Below are 18,436 nucleotides of genomic sequence, written 5' to 3'. Positions count from 1 at the left end.
GGAAATCGGCACGGAAGTCATGGGTCGCCCGGGCCCGTCCGGGGGAGGGGACGGGCCCGGGCCGTGCGGCCCTGCCCGCCAGGGGGCGTTTCTGAAGTCCCGCTAGTCGAGTTCGTCGACCAGGGCGAACAGGTCCTCGTCGGTCGCGGAGTCGAGGTCGGGCAGGTCGTCGTCGCGGAGCGGGTCGGCACCGTCGGCGAGGTCGAGCAGTTCCCGCAGCCGGTCGACGATGCTCCGGTGCGCCGCCGTGTCCGAGAGGGCGTCCGGCAGCGCGGCCCTGAGCCGGTCGAGGTCGGCCAGCACCGGATCGGCGGGGGACGGCTCGGCGACCTCCACGACGAGTTCGGCACGCAGATACGCCGCCAGCGCGTCCGGGTTCGGATGGTCGAAGACGACCGTGGTGGGCAGCCGCAGCCCGGTGGCGCTGTTCAGCTGGTTGCGCAGCTCGACCGCGGTGAGCGAGTCGAAGCCCAGCTCGTTGAAGGCGCGGCTCGTCCCGATCGCGGTGGCGTCGGTGTGCCCGAGGACGGCGGCCGTCCTCGCCCGCACCAGATCGCTGAGCACCTGCTGCTGTTCCGCCGGCGGCAGCCCGGCCAGCCGCTGGGGGAGCGGCACCTGCTGCCGCTCGGCGCGGGGCACCGGCCGCGGGGCGAGCAGCCGCAACGCCGCCGGCAGGTGTTCGGCCCCGCGCAGCGCACCCGTGTCGATCCGGGTGACGGCGTGCACCGGCCGGTCGACGGCGAGCGCCGCGTCGAACAGCGCGGTGGCCTCGGCGTTGGTGAGAGGCAGCAGTCCGAGGCGGGCCAGACGGCTGAGGTCCGCGTCGGACAGATGGGTGCTGAGCGCGCTGCTCTCGGCCCACAGACCCCACGCGAGGGAGTGCGCGGGCAGGCCGTTGGCGTGCCGGTGGTGGGCGAGCGCGTCCAGGAAGGTGTTGGCGGCGGCGTAGTTCGCCTGCCCCGGTGTGCCGACGACACCGGCGACGGACGAGTACAGGACGAACGCCTCCAGGTCCATGTCCCTGGTCAGCTCGTGCAGGTTCCACGCGCCGTCGACCTTGGGCCGCAGCACGCCGTCGAGCTGGTCCGGCGTCAGCGAGGTGACCGTGGCGTCGTCGGTGATGCCGGCGGTGTGCACGACGGCGGCCAGCGGGTGCTCGTCGGGAATGCCGGCGAGCAGCGCGGCCAGCGCGTCACGGTCGGCGGCGTCGGCCGCCACGATCCCGACGTGGGCGCCGAGCGCGGTCAGCTCCGCGGCCAGCTGCCGGGCGCCGGGCCCGTCGGGTCCGCGGCGGCTGGTCAGCAGGAGCCGGCGGGCGCCGTGCTCGGTGACCAGGTGCCGGGCGAGGATCGCGCCGAGGGCTCCGGTGCCACCGGTGACGAGCACCGTGCCCCGGCTCCAGTCCGGCCCGGCACCGTCGACGCCGGCCTCGGTGCCCGGTTCGGCCGGGGCGAGCCTCGGGACCAGCACCTTCCCCGCCCGCAGGAGGAGTTGGGGTTCGCCGGTGCGCAGCGCGGCACCGAGGGCCGCGTGGGAACCGGGGTGGTCGTCGAGGTCGAGGAGCGTGAACCGGTCCCGATGCTCGGCCTGGGCGGAGCGCAGCAGCCCCCAGACGCCGGCCCGCGTCAGATCGGTGACGTCCTCGCCGTCCGGGGCGACGGCCCCTCGGGTGAGCACGACCAGCCGGCTCGCCGCGAACCGGTCGTCGGCCAGCCAGTCCCGTACGGTGCCGAGCAGCTCGTGCAGCACCGCCCGGGCCCGCCCCGCGAACCCGCCGGCACCGTCCGAGGCGTCCGCTCCGGCCGCGTCCGCGCCGGGCGCACCGCCCGCACGTTCCGCGCCCTCCGGCGCGTCCTCGGCCGGCGGCAGCAGGGGCAGCAGCACCGTCGACGGGACCTCGGCGCCGCCGTCGACCGCCTCCCGCAGCGCGGTGAGGCCGTCGTACGACGGGACGGGACCGGTACCGGAGGGCAGCGGCAGCGCCGCTCCCAGCACGGCCCAGGGGCCGTCGCCCGCGGTGGTGGCCGGGTCGGCCGGCGCGGGGGTCCACCGCACCCCGTACAGCCCCTCCCGGGCGCGGGCGCCCGCGGCGGCCAGGTCGCCGGGGGAGAGGGAGCGCAGCCGGAGTGCGTCGATCGTGGCCAGCGGCAGCCCCGTCTCGTCGGCGAGGTGCAGGGCCACCGCCACGGTCGTGTCGTCTGACCGCGTCACCGCGAGCCGGACCCGCAGCGCGCCGGGGCCGGTCCCGGCCGGGGGCACGCTGATGCCGGACCAGGAGAACGGCACCATCGGCCCGGAGGCCACGTCCGCCACCCCGGGCAGCAGCGGGTGCAGGGCCGCGTCGAGCAGTGCCGGGTGCAGGGCGAAGCGCGCGGCCTCGGCCCGGTGCTCCTCGGCGAGGGCGACCTCGGCGTGCAGGTCGTCCCCGTGCCGGGCGAGCCGGCGCAGGTTCCGGAACAGCGGACCGTACGCGTACTCCCGCCCGGCGAGGGCGTCGTAGACCCCGTCGAGGTCGATCACCTCGGCGTCGGCGGGCCGTCGTACGCCCTCGGGGGCGGCCATGGCGGGCTCGCCCGTGCTCAGGGTCCCCTCGGCGTGCCGGGTCCAGCGGCGGTCGCCGTCGGCCCGTGCGGGACGGGAGTGGACGGTGAGCGGACGCCGGCCGGAGTCGTCGGGGGCGCCGACCGACACCTGGAGGCGCACGTCGTCGTCCTCGCGCAGCACCAGCGGCGCGGTGAGGGTGAGTTCGTCGACCAGTGTGCAGCCGGCCCGGCGGGCGGCGTGCAGCGCCAGGTCCACGAACGCGGTCCCCGGCAGCAGCACGGTGCCCATGACGGCGTGGTCGGCGAGCCACGGGTGGGTGCGCGGGGAGACCCGGCCGGTGAGGACGAGGCTGTCGCCGTCGACGGCCTCCACCGCCGCGCCGAGCAGGGGATGGTCGGGGGAGTCGAGACCGAGGTCGGTGGCGTCACCGGAGACGGCCGGGGCCGTCAGCCAGTAGCGCTGCCGCTGGAAGGCGTAGCCGGGCAGGGGGGTGCGGCGGGCGCCGGGGAAGACCGCGTCCCAGTCGACGCGGGCCCCGCGCAGGGCGAGCCGTGCCAGGGCGGCGGGGGCGGTGAGCGTTCCGGGGCGTCCGGCCCGCAGCAGCGGGACCACCGCCGTCCCCGCCGACGCGGTCAGACACGGCTCGGCCAGCGCGGAGAGCACCCCGTCGGGGCCCAGCTCCACATAGTCGGTGACCCCGGCGGCCTCCAGCCGTCGAACCCCGTCCGCGAACCGCACCGCCTGGCGCACCTGGGCCACCCAGTACTCCGGAGTGCACAGGCGCGCGGCGTCGACCAGGTCACCGGTGACGGTCGACACGATCGGCACCGCAGGCGGGTGGAAGGTCACGCCGCGGGCCACCTCGGCGAAGGCGTCGAGCATGCCGTCCATGCGGTGCGAGTGGAAGGCGTGCGAGACGACGAGGCGCTTGACCTTGCGTCCCTCGGCCCGCCAGTGCTCCTCCAGTGCCGCGACCGCGTCCTCGTCACCGGAGACCACGACCGCCTCGGGGCCGTTGACGGCCGCCAGGCTCACCCCGTCGGGCAGGGCGAGTTCGTCCTCCGCCGCTGCGACCGCGAGCATCGCGCCGCCCTCCGGCAGGGCGTCCATGAGCCGGCCGCGGGCCGCCACCAGCGCGCACGCGTCGGGCAACGACAGCACGCCGGCGACATGCGCCGCCGCGAACTCGCCGACGGAGTGGCCCAGCAGATGGTCGGGCGTGAGGCCCCAGGACTCGGCGAGCCGGAACAGCGCGACCTCCAGCGCGAACAGCGCGGGCTGCGCGAACACGGTGCGGTGCAGCTCGTCCCCGCCGCCGAACACGAGGTCCCGCAGGGGCCGTTCGAGGTGCGCGTCGAGGTGCGCGTCGAGGTGTGCGCACACCTCGTCGAAGGCGGCGGCGAACACCGGGGAGGCGGCGTACAGGTCGCGTCCCATGCCGGGGCGCTGGCTGCCCTGCCCGGTGAACAGGAACGCCGTCCTGCCCCTCGGACCGCCGCCGTCACGGACGACGGAGGGCGCGTCCTCGCCCCGCGCCAGCGCGTCGAGGGCGTGCAGCAGCTCGTCCCGGTCGTGCCCCAGCACGGCGGCCCGGTACTCGTGCCGGGTCCGGCCGGTGGCCAGCGAGAAGCCGATGTCGACGGGGGCGAGTCCGGGCCGCTCGGCCGCGAACGCCCGCAGCCGCTCGGCCTGCGCCCGCAGCGCCGTGTCCGACTTGGCCGACAGCAGCCAGGGCAGAGCGGTCCCCGGGGCCGGGCGGGCCACGGCCGTCGCCTGACCGGCGTTCCCCGCGCCCCGCGAACCGGGGGCACCGGCCGCCGCGGGCTCCTGCCCGGCCTGTTCGATGATCACGTGGGCGTTGGTGCCGCTGATCCCGAACGACGACACGGCGGCCCGGCGCGGACGCCCCGCGTCCGGCCACTCACGAGCCTCGGTGAGCAGGGCGAGGGCGCCGCTGTCCCAGTCGATGTGCGGTGAGGGCTCTTCGGCGTGCAGGGTCTTCGGCAGCACCCCGTGCCGCATCGCCTGGACCATCTTGATGACGCCGCCGACCCCGGCCGCGGCCTGCGCGTGCCCGATGTTGGACTTCAGTGAGCCCAGCCACAGCGGGTTCGCGGCGTCGTGGTCGGCGCCGTACGTGCCCAGCAGGGCCTGGGCTTCGATCGGGTCGCCCAGCGCGGTGCCCGTGCCGTGCGCCTCCACGGCGTCGACGTCGAGGGCCCGCAGCCCGGCGCCCGCGAGGGCCTGCCGGATCACCCGCTCCTGGGAGGGGCCGTTGGGCGCGGTGAGCCCGTTGCTGGCGCCGTCCTGGTTGACGGCGGAGCCGCGCAGCACGGCGAGCACCCGGTGCCCGTTGCGCCGGGCGTCGGAGAGCCGCTCCAGGAGCAGCAGGCCCACGCCCTCGCTCCAGGCGGTGCCGTCGGCGTGCGCGGAGAACGACTTGCAGCGGCCGTCCGGCGCGAGCCCCCGCTGCCGGCTGAACTCGACGAACGAGCCGGGCCCGGCCATCACGGTGACCCCGCCGGCCACCACCAGGTCGGACTCCCCGGACCGCAGCGCCTGCGCCCCCAGGTGCAGGGCGACGAGCGAGGACGAGCAGGCGGTGTCCACGGTGACCGCCGGACCCTCCAGGCCGTACGCGTAGGCGAGCCGCCCGGAGATCACGCTGGAGGTGTTCCCGACCAGCAGGAACCCCTCGAACTCGGCGGGCACCGACGGCAGCCGCGACGCGTAGTCGTCGTACATGGCGCCGACGAACACCCCGGTGTTGCTGCCGCGCAGCGCGGCCGGGTCGATCGCCGCGTCCTCGAAGGCGTCCCAGGCGGTCTCCAGGAGCAGCCGCTGCTGGGGGTCGGTCGCGGTCGCCTCGCGCGGCGAGATCCCGAAGAACTCCCGGTCGAAGAGGTCCGCGTCGTGCAGGAACCCGCCCTCGCGGACGTACGACGTGCCGGTGCTCTCGGGGTCCGGGTCGTAGAGCCTCTCCAGGTCCCAGCCGCGGTTGGCCGGGAAGCCGCTGATCGCGTCCGTGCCGGAGGACACCAGCCGCCACAGGTCCTCCGGCGAGGCCACCCCGCCGGGGTAGCGGCACGCCATCCCGACGATCGCGACGGGCTCGTCGGTGCCGGTCGCGGACGGCGCCTTCGCCACGGCGGCCGGGGCCTCGCCCGCGATCCGGTCCAGCAGATGGCGGGCCAGCGCGTCGGGGCTCGGGTGGTCGAAGACGACCGTGGACGCCAGCCGCAGTCCGGTCGCGCCGTTCACCTGGTTGCGCAGTTCGACGGCGGTGAGGGAGTCGAAGCCCTGCTCCTTGAACGCCCGCGTGGCGTCCACGGCGTCACCGGAGGCGTGCCCCAGGGCCAGGGCGGCGGACGTACGCACCACGGCGAGCACCGCGGCGTACCGTTCCTCCTCCGGCAGCGCGGCGATCCGCGCCGACCAGTCCCCGGTGCCGGGAGCGCTCGCCGTGCGCGCCACCCGGCGGGTGCGGACCAGACCCCGCCAGACGGCCGGGACCTGGTCGCCGCCCGCACCGGCCCGCCCCGGCCGCAGCGCGGCGGGCACGACGAGCGCCCCGGTGCCGGCCAGCGCCTCGTCGAACAGCCGCAGCCCGTGGTCCGCGTCCAGCGGAACGACACCGGTCCGCGTCCAGCGGGCCACGTCGGCCTCGGAGAGCGTGCCGCCCATGCCGGCGGCCGTGTCCCACAGCCCCCACGCCAGCGAGTGCGCCGGCAGGCCCTGCGCGCGCCGGTGGTGGGCGAGGGCGTCGAGGAAGGTGTTGGCGGCGGCGTAGTTGGCCTGGCCCGCCATACCGGTGATGCCCGACACGGACGAGAACAGCACGAACGCCGCCAGGTCATGATCGCGCGTCAGCTCGTGCAGATGCCACGCCCCGTCGACCTTGGGCCGTAGGACCTCCTCCACCTGCGCCCCGGTCAGCGAGCCGACCGTGGCGTCGTCGAGGACACCGGCCGTGTGCACGACGGCGGTCAGCGGGTGCTCCGCCGGCAGGCCGGCGACCAGCCCGGCCAGGGCGTCCCGGTCGGCGGCGTCGACGGCGGCGATCCGGACGTGCGCCCCCAGCCCGGTGAGTTCCCCGGCGAGCGCGGACGCGCCGGGGCTGTCGGGTCCGCGGCGGCTGGTCAGCAGGAGCCGGCGGGCGCCGTGCGCGGTGACCAGATGCCGGGCGAACAGCGCGCCGAGACCGCCCGTACCGCCGGTGATCAGCACCGTACCGTTCGGGTCGAGCCGCGGCGCGTCGGTGCGGCGGCCCGTGGCACGGGTCAGCCGCGGGGCGTGCGACCGCCCGTCCCGTACGGCGATCTGCGGTTCCCCGGTGGCCACGGCGGCGGCCACCAGTGCCGACGCGTCGCCCTTCCCGTCGAGGTCGACGAGCACGATCCGGTCCGGGTGCTCGGTCTGCACGGTGCGCAGCAGACCCCACAGCGGCGCGTGCACCAGGTCGGTCACGTCGTCGCCGGGGAGCGCGGCGACGGCACCGGTGGTCGCGACGACCAGCCGGGACGCCGCGAACCGCTCGTCGTCCAGCCACCGCCGGACCAGCTCCAACGTCCGTACGGTCGCGCCCCGCGCGGCGGCGGGGGTCGCCTCCCCCTCCGCGGCGGGAGTGATCACCACGAGGTCGGCCGGCTCGACGGCGGACAGGTCGTCCGCATCGCCGAGGTCGCTCATGCTCCACGCGGGGATCTCCGGCGTGGGCAGCGTGGGCCAGTCGACGGTGAACAGGGAGTCGTCGCGGGCGGCCGTGGCCGCGGCGAGCCTGTCGCGGTCGACCGGGCGCAGCGTGAGGGAGGCGACGGTCACGACGGGAGCGCCCGTGCCGTCGGCGACGGTCAGCCGGAAGGTGTCGTTGCCGAGGGGCGAGATCCGCACCCGCAGCGCGGTGGCCCCGGCCGCGTGCAGCCGGACCCCCGCCCAGGAGAAGGGCAGCCGGATCCGCCCCGGCTCCTCGGCCGCCGACGGCAGCAGCGGGTGCAGCGCGGCGTCGAGCAGTGCCGGGTGCAGCCCGAACAGAGCGGCCCCTTCACGCTGTTCGTCGGCGAGCGCCACCTCCGCGAGGAGGTCGTCGCCGTGCCGCCACACGGCCCGCACGCCCTGGAACGCGGGCCCGTAGTCGTAGCCGAGGTCCCGCAGCACGGCGTAGGCGTCGTCGACCGGCTGCGGCACCGCGCCGGCGGGCGGCCAGGCGCCCGTGTCCGGGGTCGTCACGGCCGGGACGGCGCCCGGCACGAGGACACCGGTGGCGTGCCGGGTCCACGGCCGGTCCGCCGCCGTGTCGTCGTCGGCGGTCGCCGGGCGGGAGTGGATCGTGAACGGCCGGGCGCCCGTGCCGTCCGGGGCGCTGACCCTGACCTGGACGCGCACCGAGTCCCGCTCGGGCAGCACCAGCGGTGTCTCCAGGGCGAGATCCTCGACCGTGTCGCCGCCCACGCGCTCCCCGGCGGCGAGGGCCAGCTCCAGGAAGGCCGTTGCGGGCAGCAGCACCCGGCCGTCCACGACGTGGTCCGTCAGCCAGGGGTGCGTACGGGGCGACAGCCGGCCGGTGAGGACGAGGTCCTCGCCGCCCGCCATCTCCACCGCCGCGCCGAGCAGCGGGTGCCCGGCCGGGTCCAGCCCGAGCCCGCGCGCGTCGGAGCGGGCGCCGGGTGCCAGCCAGAAGTGGTCGCCCCGGAAGGCGTACGTCGGCAGGTCGATCCGGGTGGCGCCGGGGAAGTACGCGGTCAGGTCGACCTCGCCGCCGGCCGCGTGGACCTGCGCCAGGGCGGTCGTGTACGTGTCCGCCTCCGGCCGCCCGGCCCGTGAGAGCGCGACGCTCGTCACGGGGCCGCCGTCCTCGTCCTCGGCGAACGCCTCGCGCGCCATGCCGGTGAGGACGGCGTCCGGGCCCACCTCCACGAACAGCCCGGCCCCGAGCGCCCGCAGGGACCGTACGGCGTCGTGGAAGCGGACGGTGGCGCGGATCTGGCGGGCCCAGTAGTCGGGGGAGCCGAGCAGCTCGGGACCGGCGGGCTCGCCGGTGACCGTGGAGACGACCGGGATCGTGGGCGGGTGGAAGGTCAGGGACCGGGCCACCTCGCGGAACTCGTCGAGGATGCCGTCCATGTGGGGCGAGTGGAAGGCGTGGCTCACCTGGAGCCTGCGGGTGCGGCCGCCGCGCTCGCGCCACTCCTGCGCGATCCGGGTGACCACCGGCTCGTCGCCCGCGAGGACCACGGAACGGGGCCCGTTGACGGCGGCGAGGGAGACGGCGTCCGCGTACCCGGCGATCGACTCGGCGACCTCGTCGGGGTCGGCCTGGATCGCGATCATCGCCCCGTCCGAACGGGCTGCCTGCATCAGCCTGCCCCGCGCGGCGACCAGCGCGGCGGCGTCCTCGAGCGACAGCACCCCGGCGGCATGGGCCGCCGCCAGCTCGCCGATCGAGTGCCCGGCGAGCAGCTCGGGCACGACCCCGTCCCGCTCGACCAGCAGCCGGAAGAGGGCGACCTCCACGGCGAACAGCGCGGGCTGGGTGTACCGCGTGCGGTGCAGCAGCTCCGCCGCCGCGCTGCCCTCCTCGGCGAACAGCACCTCACGCAGCGGCCGTTCCAGATGCGGGTCGAGCGCCGCGCACACCGCGTCCAGCGCCTCGGCGAACACCGGGAACGTCTCGTACAACTCCCGCCCCATACCGAGGCGTTGGGCGCCCTGGCCGGTGAACAGCAACGCCGTCCGCCCCGTCTCGCCGACGGTGCCGCGCACGACGTTCGGCGCTTCCGCCCCGCCGGCGACCGCGTCCAGCCCGGCCAGCAGTTCGCCGGCGTCCGAGCCCAGCACCACGGCCCGCCGCCGGAACGCCGTCCGTGTCGTCACCAGCGACAGTCCGACGTCGCCGATCCGCGCCCCGGCCGCACCGGCCACGAAGTCCCGCAGCCGCCCGGCCTGCGCCCGGACACCCTCCTCGGTGGGAGCGGAGAGCACCCAGGGGACCCGCGGGGCCGCGGCGGGGGAGCCCGCACGCACACCGCCCGCCGACGGCGTCGCGTCCGCCGCGGCCTCGCCCTGCTCCGCCAAGTCCCCCTGCTCCACGATCACATGGGCGTTCGTGCCGCTGATACCGAACGACGACACGGCGGCCCGACGGGGCGCCCCGGTGCGCGGCCACTCGCGCCGCTCGCGCACCAGCTCGGCCGCGCCGGCCGTCCAGTCGACGTGCGGGGTCGGCTCGTCGACGTGCAGCGTGGCCGGTACGAGGCCGTGCCGCATCGCCTGGACCATCTTGATGACGCCGCCGACCCCGGCCGCGGCCTGGGCGTGCCCGATGTTGGTCTTCAGCGAGCCGAGCAGCACCGGCTCCCGGCCCTCCCGGTCCCGCCCGTACGTGGCGAGGACGGCCTCCGCCTCGATGGGATCGCCCAGCGCGGTGCCCGTTCCGTGCGCCTCCATGACGTCGACGTCGGCCGTGGTGAGTCCGGCGTCGGCGAGCGCCTGCCGGATCACCCGCTGCTGCGACAGCCCGTTCGGGGCGCTCAGCCCGTTCGAGGCGCCGTCGGAGTTGACGGCCGAGCCCCGCACCACCGCGAGTACCCGGTGCCCGTTGCGGCGCGCGTCGGAGAGCCGTTCCACGACCAGCAGACCCACGCCCTCCGCCCACGCGGTCCCGTCGGCCGCCGCCGCGAACGCCTTGCAGCGAGCGTCCGCCGCCAGCCCGTGCTGCCGTGAGAACTCCAGGAACATGCCGGGTGTCGACATGACCGTCACCCCGCCCGCGACGGCGAGACTCGACTCGCCGCGCCGCAGCGACTGCACGGCCAGGTGCAGCGCGACCAGCGACGAGGAGCACGCCGTGTCCACGGTCACCGCGGGCCCCACGAACCCGAACTGGTAGGCGATCCGCCCGGACATCACGCTCGCCGCGCCGCCGGTCAGCAGATGCCCCTCGACGCCCTCGGGCGCGTCGTGCATCCGGGGCCCGTAGTCCCCGGCCGTCGCGCCGACGAAGACCCCGGTACGGCTGCCGCGCAGCTCCTGCGGAACCAGTCCGGCACGCTCCAGCGCCTCCCAGGCGGTCTCCAGCAGCAGCCGCTGCTGCGGGTCCATGGCCTGCGCCTCGCGCGGGGAGATCCCGAAGAAGGACGCGTCGAACCGGCCCGCGTCGTGCAGGAACCCACCCTCGCGGACGTAGCTCTTCCCCGACCGCTCGTGGTCCGGGTCGTAGAGGTCCTCGGCCCAGCCCCGGTCGGTCGGGAACGCCGAGACGGCGTCGCCGTCCTCGGCCACCAGACGCCACAGGTCCTCGGGAGAGGCGACGCCGCCGGGGTACCGGCAGGCCATGCCGACGATCGCGATCGGCTCGTCGTACGCGTCCTGCCCACCCGAGTCCGCACCGGCCCCGGTGACCGCCCGCGGCAGCACCTCACCGGCCCCGCCCGGGTCCGCCCCCGCCAGCTCGGCCGCGACGAACCCCGCCAGCGCCCTGGGCGTCGGATGGTCGAAGACCAGACCCGTCGGCAGTCGCAGCCCGGTCGCCTCGGCGAGGTTCTCGCGCAACTCCACGGTCATCAGGGAGCTGAACCCGAGGTCCCGGAACGGCACGTCCATCTCGACGGCACGCCCGGCGGCGTACCCCAGGACGGCGGCGACATGCGAGGTCACCAGCTCGACCGCCGACCGGTCACCCGCCGCACCGCGCGCGACGGCGGGCTTCGGCCGCACGGCGGCGGGCGGGGCTCCGGGCACGGACACCGCGGAACCGTCCGCCGCGGCACCCTCGGCGCGGGCCAGGTCCGTCACCCAGTACCGCTCCCGCTGGAAGGCGTACGTCGGCAGATCGACGCGACGTCCCCCCACCCCCTCGAACACGGCCTCCCAGTCCACCGCCGCACCGCGGACGAACGCCCGCGCCAGCGCCGTCCAGGCCGTCCGCTCCTCGGGCCGGCCCGGGCGCAGCGCGGGCACGGCGGCGACGGAGTCCTTGTCGAGCACGCTCTCGGCCACCATCGCCGAGCAGACGCCGTCGGGCCCCAGTTCGAGGACGGTCCGTACGCCCTCCGCCTCCAGGGTCCGCGCGGCCCGCATGAACCGCACCGGCCGGCGGACCTGCTCGACCCAGTACTCGGGGGAGGTGAGCAGTCCGGGCGCCGCGATCTCGCCCGTCACCGTGGACACCACGGGGACACGGGGCTCGCGGAAGGCCAGCCCGGTGACCACCCGGCGGAAGTTGTCGAGCATCCCGTCCATGTGCGGCGAGTGGAACGCGTGGCTCACCGTCAGACGCTTGGTCCTGTGCCCGCGCCCCTTGAGGACGGCGGCGATCTCCAGGACCGCGTCCGTGTCCCCTGAGAGCACGAGGGCCGCGGGGCCGTTGACGGCCGCGACCGCCACCTCGTCCTCCCGGCCCGCGAGCAGCGGCAGCACCTCGTCCTCGGCGGCCTGTACGGCGACCATGGCGCCCTCGGCGGGCAGTTCCTGCATCAGCCGGCCCCGGGCGGCGACCAGCGCGCAGGCGTCGGCGAGCGAGAGGACCCCGGCGACATGGGCGGCGGCGACCTCGCCGACCGAGTGCCCGGCGAGAAGGTCGGGCCGCACGCCCCACGACTCGAACAGCCGGAAGAGAGCGACCTCGACGGCGAACAGCGCGGGCTGGGTGTACCGGGTCTCGTCGAGTCCCTCGCCGGTGACGACGACCTCGTGCAGGGGCCGCTCCAGCAGCGGGTCGAGACGGTCGCACACCGCGTCGAAGGCCGCCGCGAACACCGGGAAGGCGGTGAGGAGTTCGGAGCCCATTCCGATCCGCTGGGCGCCCTGACCGGTGAAGACCATGGCCAGCCGGCCCGCCGCCTCGGTCCCCGTCACCACGTCGGAGGCGGGCAGCCCCGAGGCCAACGCGCGCAGTCCGGCGGTCAGTTCGTCCCGGTCGGCGGCCAGCACGACACCCCGGTGACCGAGCTGTGAGCGGGTGAGGACCGACGACCGGCCGACGGAGGCGGGCTCCGCCTCACCGTGGCTCTCGACGAACTCGGCGAACCGCCCGGCCTGGGCGCGCAGCGCAGCCGCACCCCGCCCGGAGACCACCACGGGCAGCACGGCGCCCTCGGGGCGGGTGGGCCGTCCGGCGTCGGGTTCACGCGCGTCGGGCGCCTCGCCCACGACCAGATGGCAGTTGGTGCCGCCCATGCCGAAGGAGCTGACGCCGGCGACCAGCGGACGCTCGGGGTGGGGCCACTCACGCAGCCGGTCGTTGACCGACAGGTTGAGGGTGTCGAGCGGTATCGCCGGGTTGGGAGTACGGAAGTTGAGGCTCGGCGGGAGCATGCGGTGGCGTACGGAGAGGACCGTCTTGATGAGCCCGGCGATGCCGGCGGCCCCTTCGAGGTGCCCGATGTTCGTCTTCACCGAACCCACGCGCAGCGGGTCCCCGGCGGCCCTGAGCGCCCCGACCGCCGCCCCGAGCGCGGCGGCCTCGACCGGATCGCCGACCGGGGTTCCGGTGCCGTGCAGCTCGACGTACTGGACGGCGTCCGGCGCGACCCCCGCCCGCCGCTGGGCGAGCCGGACCACCTTCTCCTGCGCGGCGGCGCTGGGCACGGTGAGGCCGGGTGTGGCGCCGTCGTTGTTGACCGCGCTGCCGAGGATCACGCCGTGCACCCGGTCGCCGTCGGCAAGGGCCCGCCGCAGCGGCTTGAGGACGACCATGCCGGCGCCCTCGCCGCGCACATAGCCGTTGGCCCGGGCGTCGAAGGTGAAGCAGCGGCCGTCCGGGGAGAGCCCGCCGAACCGCTCCGCGCCCATCACCCCTTCGGCGAGGAGGTTGAGGTTGACGCCCGCCGCGAGCGCCAGTTCGGCCTCCCCGGCGCGCAGGCTCTCACAGGCGAGGTGCACGGCGACCAGCGAGGACGACTGGGAGGTGTCGACGGTGAGGCTCGGCCCGTTCAGGCCGAGCGCGTACGAGACCCGGTTGGCGATGATGCCGCGGTGGGTGCCGGCGACGGTGTGCTGGGTGATGGCGGCGGAGCCCTGCCGGTACAGCAGGCTCGTGTAGTCCTCGCGCGCGGTGCCGACGAACACCGCCGTGGGGCTGCCGTCCAGGCTCGCCGCGACGATCCCCGCGTCCTCCAGCGCCTCCCAGGTGATCTCCAGGAGCAGCCGCTGCTGCGGGTCCATGACGACGGCCTCGCGGGGCGAGATGCCGAAGAAGGCGGCGTCGAACTCCTCGACGGCGTCCAGGAACCCGCCACGGCGTATCTCGCTGCGGGCGTCCGCCGAGATCGGCTCCCAACGGTGCTCGGGCATCTGTGTGACGGCGTCCCGGCCCTCGCGCAGCAGCCTCCAGAACGCCTCGGGACCGGCGGCGCCGGGCAGCCGACAGGACAGGCCGACGACGGCGATCGGTTCCTGCCGATCCAGTGGGTCGATTGCTGCGGAGTGTCGCTCACTCGTCATTTTCGCTCGGCTGCCCTTCCATTGCTGGAAATCACCTCGGGTAACGACCATGCGCTCCCGGCGAGCGTATCCGCACTTTTTTCGGTCCGGCCCGAAAACCGTCCCGGCCCGGTAACGTGCCGTTCGCTCCGGAATTAGCGCGTCATGAGGACGGTCAATTACCGGGGATGTTCCCGAGACTTACCGGTGAGCGGGGCGTTACTGGTTCATTACGGCAGATCCGGAAGGTGGGAGATGCCAATGTTAGGGTCTGCCGAAATCGGTCGGGCAGAAAACAATCGGAGAGGAATACCCGGTGGTCGAGAAACTCGAACTGGCGGAACCGCACCTTGCCGGATGGCTGTCCTCACTCGGACTCGGCGTCGAATACATCCGCTCTCAGGGGAACACCCTCTTCTACCGTGACGACCAGGGCGCGGAAATCCCCGTCCTCGACCTGGTCGGCGGCTACGGCTCGGCGATACTCGGGCACAACAACCCGGAGATCGTGGCCTACGCGAAATCCCTGCTCGACCAGGGGACACCGATCCACGCCCAGTTCTCCCGGCACCCGTACGCCAACGACCTCGCCTGGAAGATCAACGGCATCCTCCAGCGTGAGTTCGGCACCGACGAGCACTATTCGGCGGTCTTCGCCAACAGCGGCGCCGAGGCCGTCGAGGTGGCGGTCAAGCACGCCGAACTCGACCGGGTGATGAAACTCGCCGAGCTGGCGGAGGAGATCGAGACCCACCTCGACGAGGCCCGCGCGGCGGTACGGTCCGGCGCCCGCGTCGCCACCGACTCCACCGTCGGCCTCCTCGGCCCCGGCGCGGTGCCGGGGGACGCCGGCGACATCCACCGCCTGCTCGACGCGGTCCGGGCCGCCAACAGCGAGCGCATGTCCGCCCGGCCGGTGTTCCTGGCCCCGGAGGGCTCCTTCCACGGCAAGCTGGTCGGCAGCGTCCAGCTCACCCACAACGTCGGCTACCGCACCCCCTTCAGCGCCCTGGCCGCCCAGTGCCGCTTCGTGCCGCTCGACGAGCCGGACGCGCTGGAGAAGACCGTGGCGGAGGAGCGCAGGACGGTCCTGGACCTCGTCGTCGAGGACGGCGTCGTCCGCCTGACCGAACGGGAACTGCCCGTCATCTGCGCCTTCATCCTCGAACCCGTCCAGGGCGAGGCCGGCATCCGCGTCCTCGACCGGGCCGCCGTACGCCGGGTCCAGGAGGTCTGCGCCGCGATCGACTGCCCGATCATCGTGGACGAGGTGCAGAGCGGCATGGGCCGCTCCGGCGCGTTCTTCGCCAGCTCGCACCTCGGTCTCCAGGGCGACTACTACACCCTCGCCAAGAGTCTCGGCGGCGGTGTCGCCAAGGCCGCGCTCACCCTGATCCGGGGCTCCCGCTACCGCACCGACTTCGAACTCGTCCACAGCTCCACCTACGCCAAGGACAGCTTCTCCACCCTCGTCGCCGGCCGCACCGTGGACCTGCTGGAGGCCGACGACGGGAGGGCGTACCGGCTGGCCGCCGAGCGCGGCGACCGGCTGCTCGCGGTGCTCGGCCGCCTGAAGGAGGAGTTCGGCGACATCGTCAAGGACGTCCGCGGCAAGGGCCTGATGATCGGTCTGGAGTTCCACGACCAGTCCGAGTCCACCTCGGAGATCATCCGCGACCAGGCGCGGGCGGGCCTCCTCGGCTATCTCTTCGCCGGCTATCTGCTCCGCGCCCACGCGATCCGCATCTTCCCCACCGCGAGTGCCACGAACACCCTGCGCCTCGAACCGTCGGTGTACCTGACGGACGACGAGATCGCCCTGGCGGACAAGGGCCTGCGCGACCTGATCGCGGTCCTGCGCAAGCAGGACGGAGAGACGCTGCTGCACGCCTGAGCGGCGACGTCCCGCCGCACGGAGACACGGCGACGGCCGTCGGCCCCGGAACCCAGCCGGGTCCGGGGGCCGACGGCCGTCGCCGCGAGCACGGGGCGCGGCCCGCCCCCTGCCGTCGCGTCAGCTGATGTCGGCCCCGTAGACGTGGTCGACCGTCATCGTGATGAGCACCCGGCGGTCGGAGACCATCACCGCCCGGTACTCGTCCCAGTCCGGGTGCTCACCGGCCGCGACCCGGTAGTACTCCACCAGCGCCTCGACCTCGGGCCCATGGGGGTCGGTGCCCGGCCCGGTCAGCGTGGCGATGCCCTCGGCGGTGGCCCACGACATGCCGTCGGGGCTGGTCACCTCCAGCGTGGCCCGGGCGTCCCGCCGCAGGTTGGCCACCTTGGCCGCGCCCGCGCTGGTGGACACGTGGATCACACCCGCACGCTCGTCGAAGAACGGCTGGACGGGGGAGAGCTGGGGCCGCCCGTCCGCCTTGATGGTCGCGAGCACCCCGATCTGGCTCTTCGCAAGCAGCGTACGGGGGTTGAAGGAAGTAGAGGTCATGTCACCGATCATCGGCCTTCACACCGGTAGGAAGTCAAGGCGGCCCGCGTGCCCCGCGATGACGTACCCACAAAACTAAGGACCATGCCTATTTGCCTAAAGGCTTTAGGAAGCTCCATACTCGACCTCACCGAGCGGGAGGAAGGTCATGGCGCGCGTGGGACTCACCCCGGAACGCCTCGTCCGGGCGGGCGCGGAGCTGGCCGACGAGGTCGGGTTCGACGAGGTGACCGTCTCGGCGCTGGCCCGGCGGTTCGACGTCAAGGCCGCCAGCCTGTACTCGCACGTGCGGAACTCCCAGGACCTGAGGACCCGTATCGCCCTGCTGGCCCTGGAGGAACTCGCCGACCGGGGCGCCGCCGCGCTCGCCGGCCGGGCCGGGAAGGACGCCCTGGCCGCCATGGCGAACGTGTACCGCGACTACGCCCGCGAACACCCCGGCCGCGCCACCGCCGCCCGGATGCGTCTCGACCCCGAGACTGCCGCCGCGAGCGCGGGCGTCCGGCACGCCCGGATGACACGGGCGATCCTGCGCGGCTACGACCTGGAGGAACCGGACCAGACCCACGCCGTCCGGCTGCTCGGCAGCTTCTTCCACGGCTACGTCAGCCTCGAACTCAGCGGCGGGTTCAGCCACAGCCTCCCCGACTCCGAGGAGACCTGGACCCGGATGCTGGACGCCCTCGACGCCCTGCTGCGCAACTGGCCCGCACCCTCCGCCCCTTGACCCCAGGTGAGGCATGCACACCGACGACCACTGGATCACCACCCCCCTCACGGCCGGCCTGCTGCGCGGCGCCCTCGACCTGGAGCGCACCGAGCACGGCGTGCTCCCGCACCGGCTCCCCGCCCGGGCCCGCGCCCAGTGCGCCGACCCGCAACTGGCCATGGCCGAGGCCCAGCCCTCCGGCGTACGCCTGGCGTTCCGCACCCGCGCGACCACCGTCGAACTCGACACCCTGCCCACCAAGCGGAACTACGTCGGGGCCCCGCCCCGCCCGCACGGCCTCTACGACCTGCTGGTGGACGGCGTCCTGACCGGCCGGGGAAGCGTCACCTCGGGCAACACCCTCACCATCGACATGACGGCCGGAACCACCGAGAGCGAGCCCGGCACCCCGGGCACCGTCCGCTTCACGGACCTCCCGGACACCGACAAGACGGTCGAGATCTGGCTCCCGCACAACGAGACCACCGAACTGGTCGCGCTGCGCACCGACGCCCCCGTGGAGCCCGCCCCGGACCCCGGCCGCCGGACCTGGCTGCACCACGGCAGCTCGATCAGCCACGGCTCGGACGCCACCGGCCCCACCGGCATCTGGCCCGTCCTCGCCGCCTCCCTCGGCGGCGTGGAAGTCGTCAACCTGGGCTTCAGCGGCGGAGCGCTCCTCGACCCGTTCACCGCCCGCACCATCCGTGACACCCCCGCCGACCTGATCAGCCTCAAGATCGGCATCAACATCGTCAACCACGACCTCATGCGCCGGCGCGCCTTCGCCCCCGCCGTCCACGGCTTCCTCGACACCGTCCGCGACGGTCACCCCACCACCCCCCTCCTGGTCGTCTCGCCCATCCTCTGCCCCATCCACGAGACGACCCCCGGTCCCTGCGCCCCCGACTTCACGGGGATCGGGGAAGGGCGCCTGCGCTTCCGCGCCATGGGCGACCCGGAGGAGGTGCCCCTTGGCAAACTGAACCTCCGGGTGATCCGTGCCGAACTCGCCGGCCTGGTGGCGGACCGGGCGAAGAGCGACCCGAACCTCCACTACCTCGACGGCCGGGACCTGTACGGCGAGGCGGACGCCGAGGCCCACCCCCTCCCCGACGACCTCCACCCGGACGCCCACACCCACCGCGACATGGCACGGCGCTTCGCCGACCTGGTCTTCACTGCCGACGCGGCCCCCTTCGCCCCGTGAAGGGCCGCAGGCCCCTTCCGGGGACGCGGGCAACCGCGCGTCGAAGAGGAGACGGGAGGAGACGGGAGGAGACGGGAGGAGACGGGCGGGGGCGGGCGGGGGCGGGCGG

General features: G+C 74.8%; 5 protein-coding genes. 3 read left to right on the top strand and 2 right to left on the bottom strand.

All coding sequences use genetic code 11. The features are described 5' to 3' along the window. Positions 1 to 102: 102 nt before the first annotated feature. Positions 103 to 13,983, bottom strand: coding sequence for a type I polyketide synthase (locus AC067N_RS18110; protein ID WP_478679876.1), 13,881 nt, complete (start codon positions 13,981 to 13,983; stop codon positions 103 to 105). Between the two features lie 295 nt (positions 13,984 to 14,278). On the opposite strand from AC067N_RS18110, the gene AC067N_RS18105 reads away from it, so the two are divergent. Continuing rightward, entirely contained in the window at positions 14,279 to 15,856 is a 1,578-nt protein-coding gene (locus tag AC067N_RS18105) for an aspartate aminotransferase family protein (RefSeq protein WP_478679875.1), read from the top strand. A gap of 120 nt (positions 15,857 to 15,976) precedes the next feature. Here AC067N_RS18105 and AC067N_RS18100 read toward each other — a convergent pair whose 3' ends face one another. Beyond that, positions 15,977 to 16,408 carry a PPOX class F420-dependent oxidoreductase gene (locus AC067N_RS18100; protein ID WP_478679874.1) on the bottom strand — a complete coding sequence of 144 codons (432 nt, stop codon included), beginning with the start codon at positions 16,406 to 16,408 and terminating at the stop codon, positions 15,977 to 15,979. A 148-nt stretch (positions 16,409 to 16,556) separates the two neighbouring features. On the opposite strand from AC067N_RS18100, the gene AC067N_RS18095 reads away from it, so the two are divergent. Together AC067N_RS18095 and AC067N_RS18090 are read left to right on the top strand one after the other, a co-directional pair. Then, positions 16,557 to 17,135, top strand: coding sequence for a TetR/AcrR family transcriptional regulator (locus AC067N_RS18095; RefSeq protein ID WP_478679873.1), 579 nt, complete (start codon positions 16,557 to 16,559; stop codon positions 17,133 to 17,135). Positions 17,136 to 17,148: 13 nt separating this feature from the next. Continuing rightward, the gene (locus AC067N_RS18090; protein WP_478679872.1) at positions 17,149 to 18,327 is read left to right on the top strand and encodes a GDSL-type esterase/lipase family protein; all 1,179 of its coding nucleotides are present in this window, start codon (positions 17,149 to 17,151) and stop codon (positions 18,325 to 18,327) included. The last annotated feature ends 109 nt before the right edge of the window (positions 18,328 to 18,436 follow it).

The sequence above is a fragment of the Streptomyces sp. NPDC042364 genome, from assembly GCF_056437585.1.
This window is presented reverse-complemented; position numbering and strand designations above follow the sequence as displayed.

Coding starts and splice junctions, on each gene's coding strand:
- AC067N_RS18110 (WP_478679876.1), bottom strand. CDS start 13,983: ATGACGAGTGAGCGACACTCCGCAGCAATCGACCCACTGGATCGGCAG.
- AC067N_RS18100 (WP_478679874.1), bottom strand. CDS start 16,408: ATGACCTCTACTTCCTTCAACCCCCGTACGCTGCTTGCGAAGAGCCAG.
- AC067N_RS18095 (WP_478679873.1), top strand. CDS start 16,557: ATGGCGCGCGTGGGACTCACCCCGGAACGCCTCGTCCGGGCGGGCGCG.
- AC067N_RS18090 (WP_478679872.1), top strand. CDS start 17,149: ATGCACACCGACGACCACTGGATCACCACCCCCCTCACGGCCGGCCTG.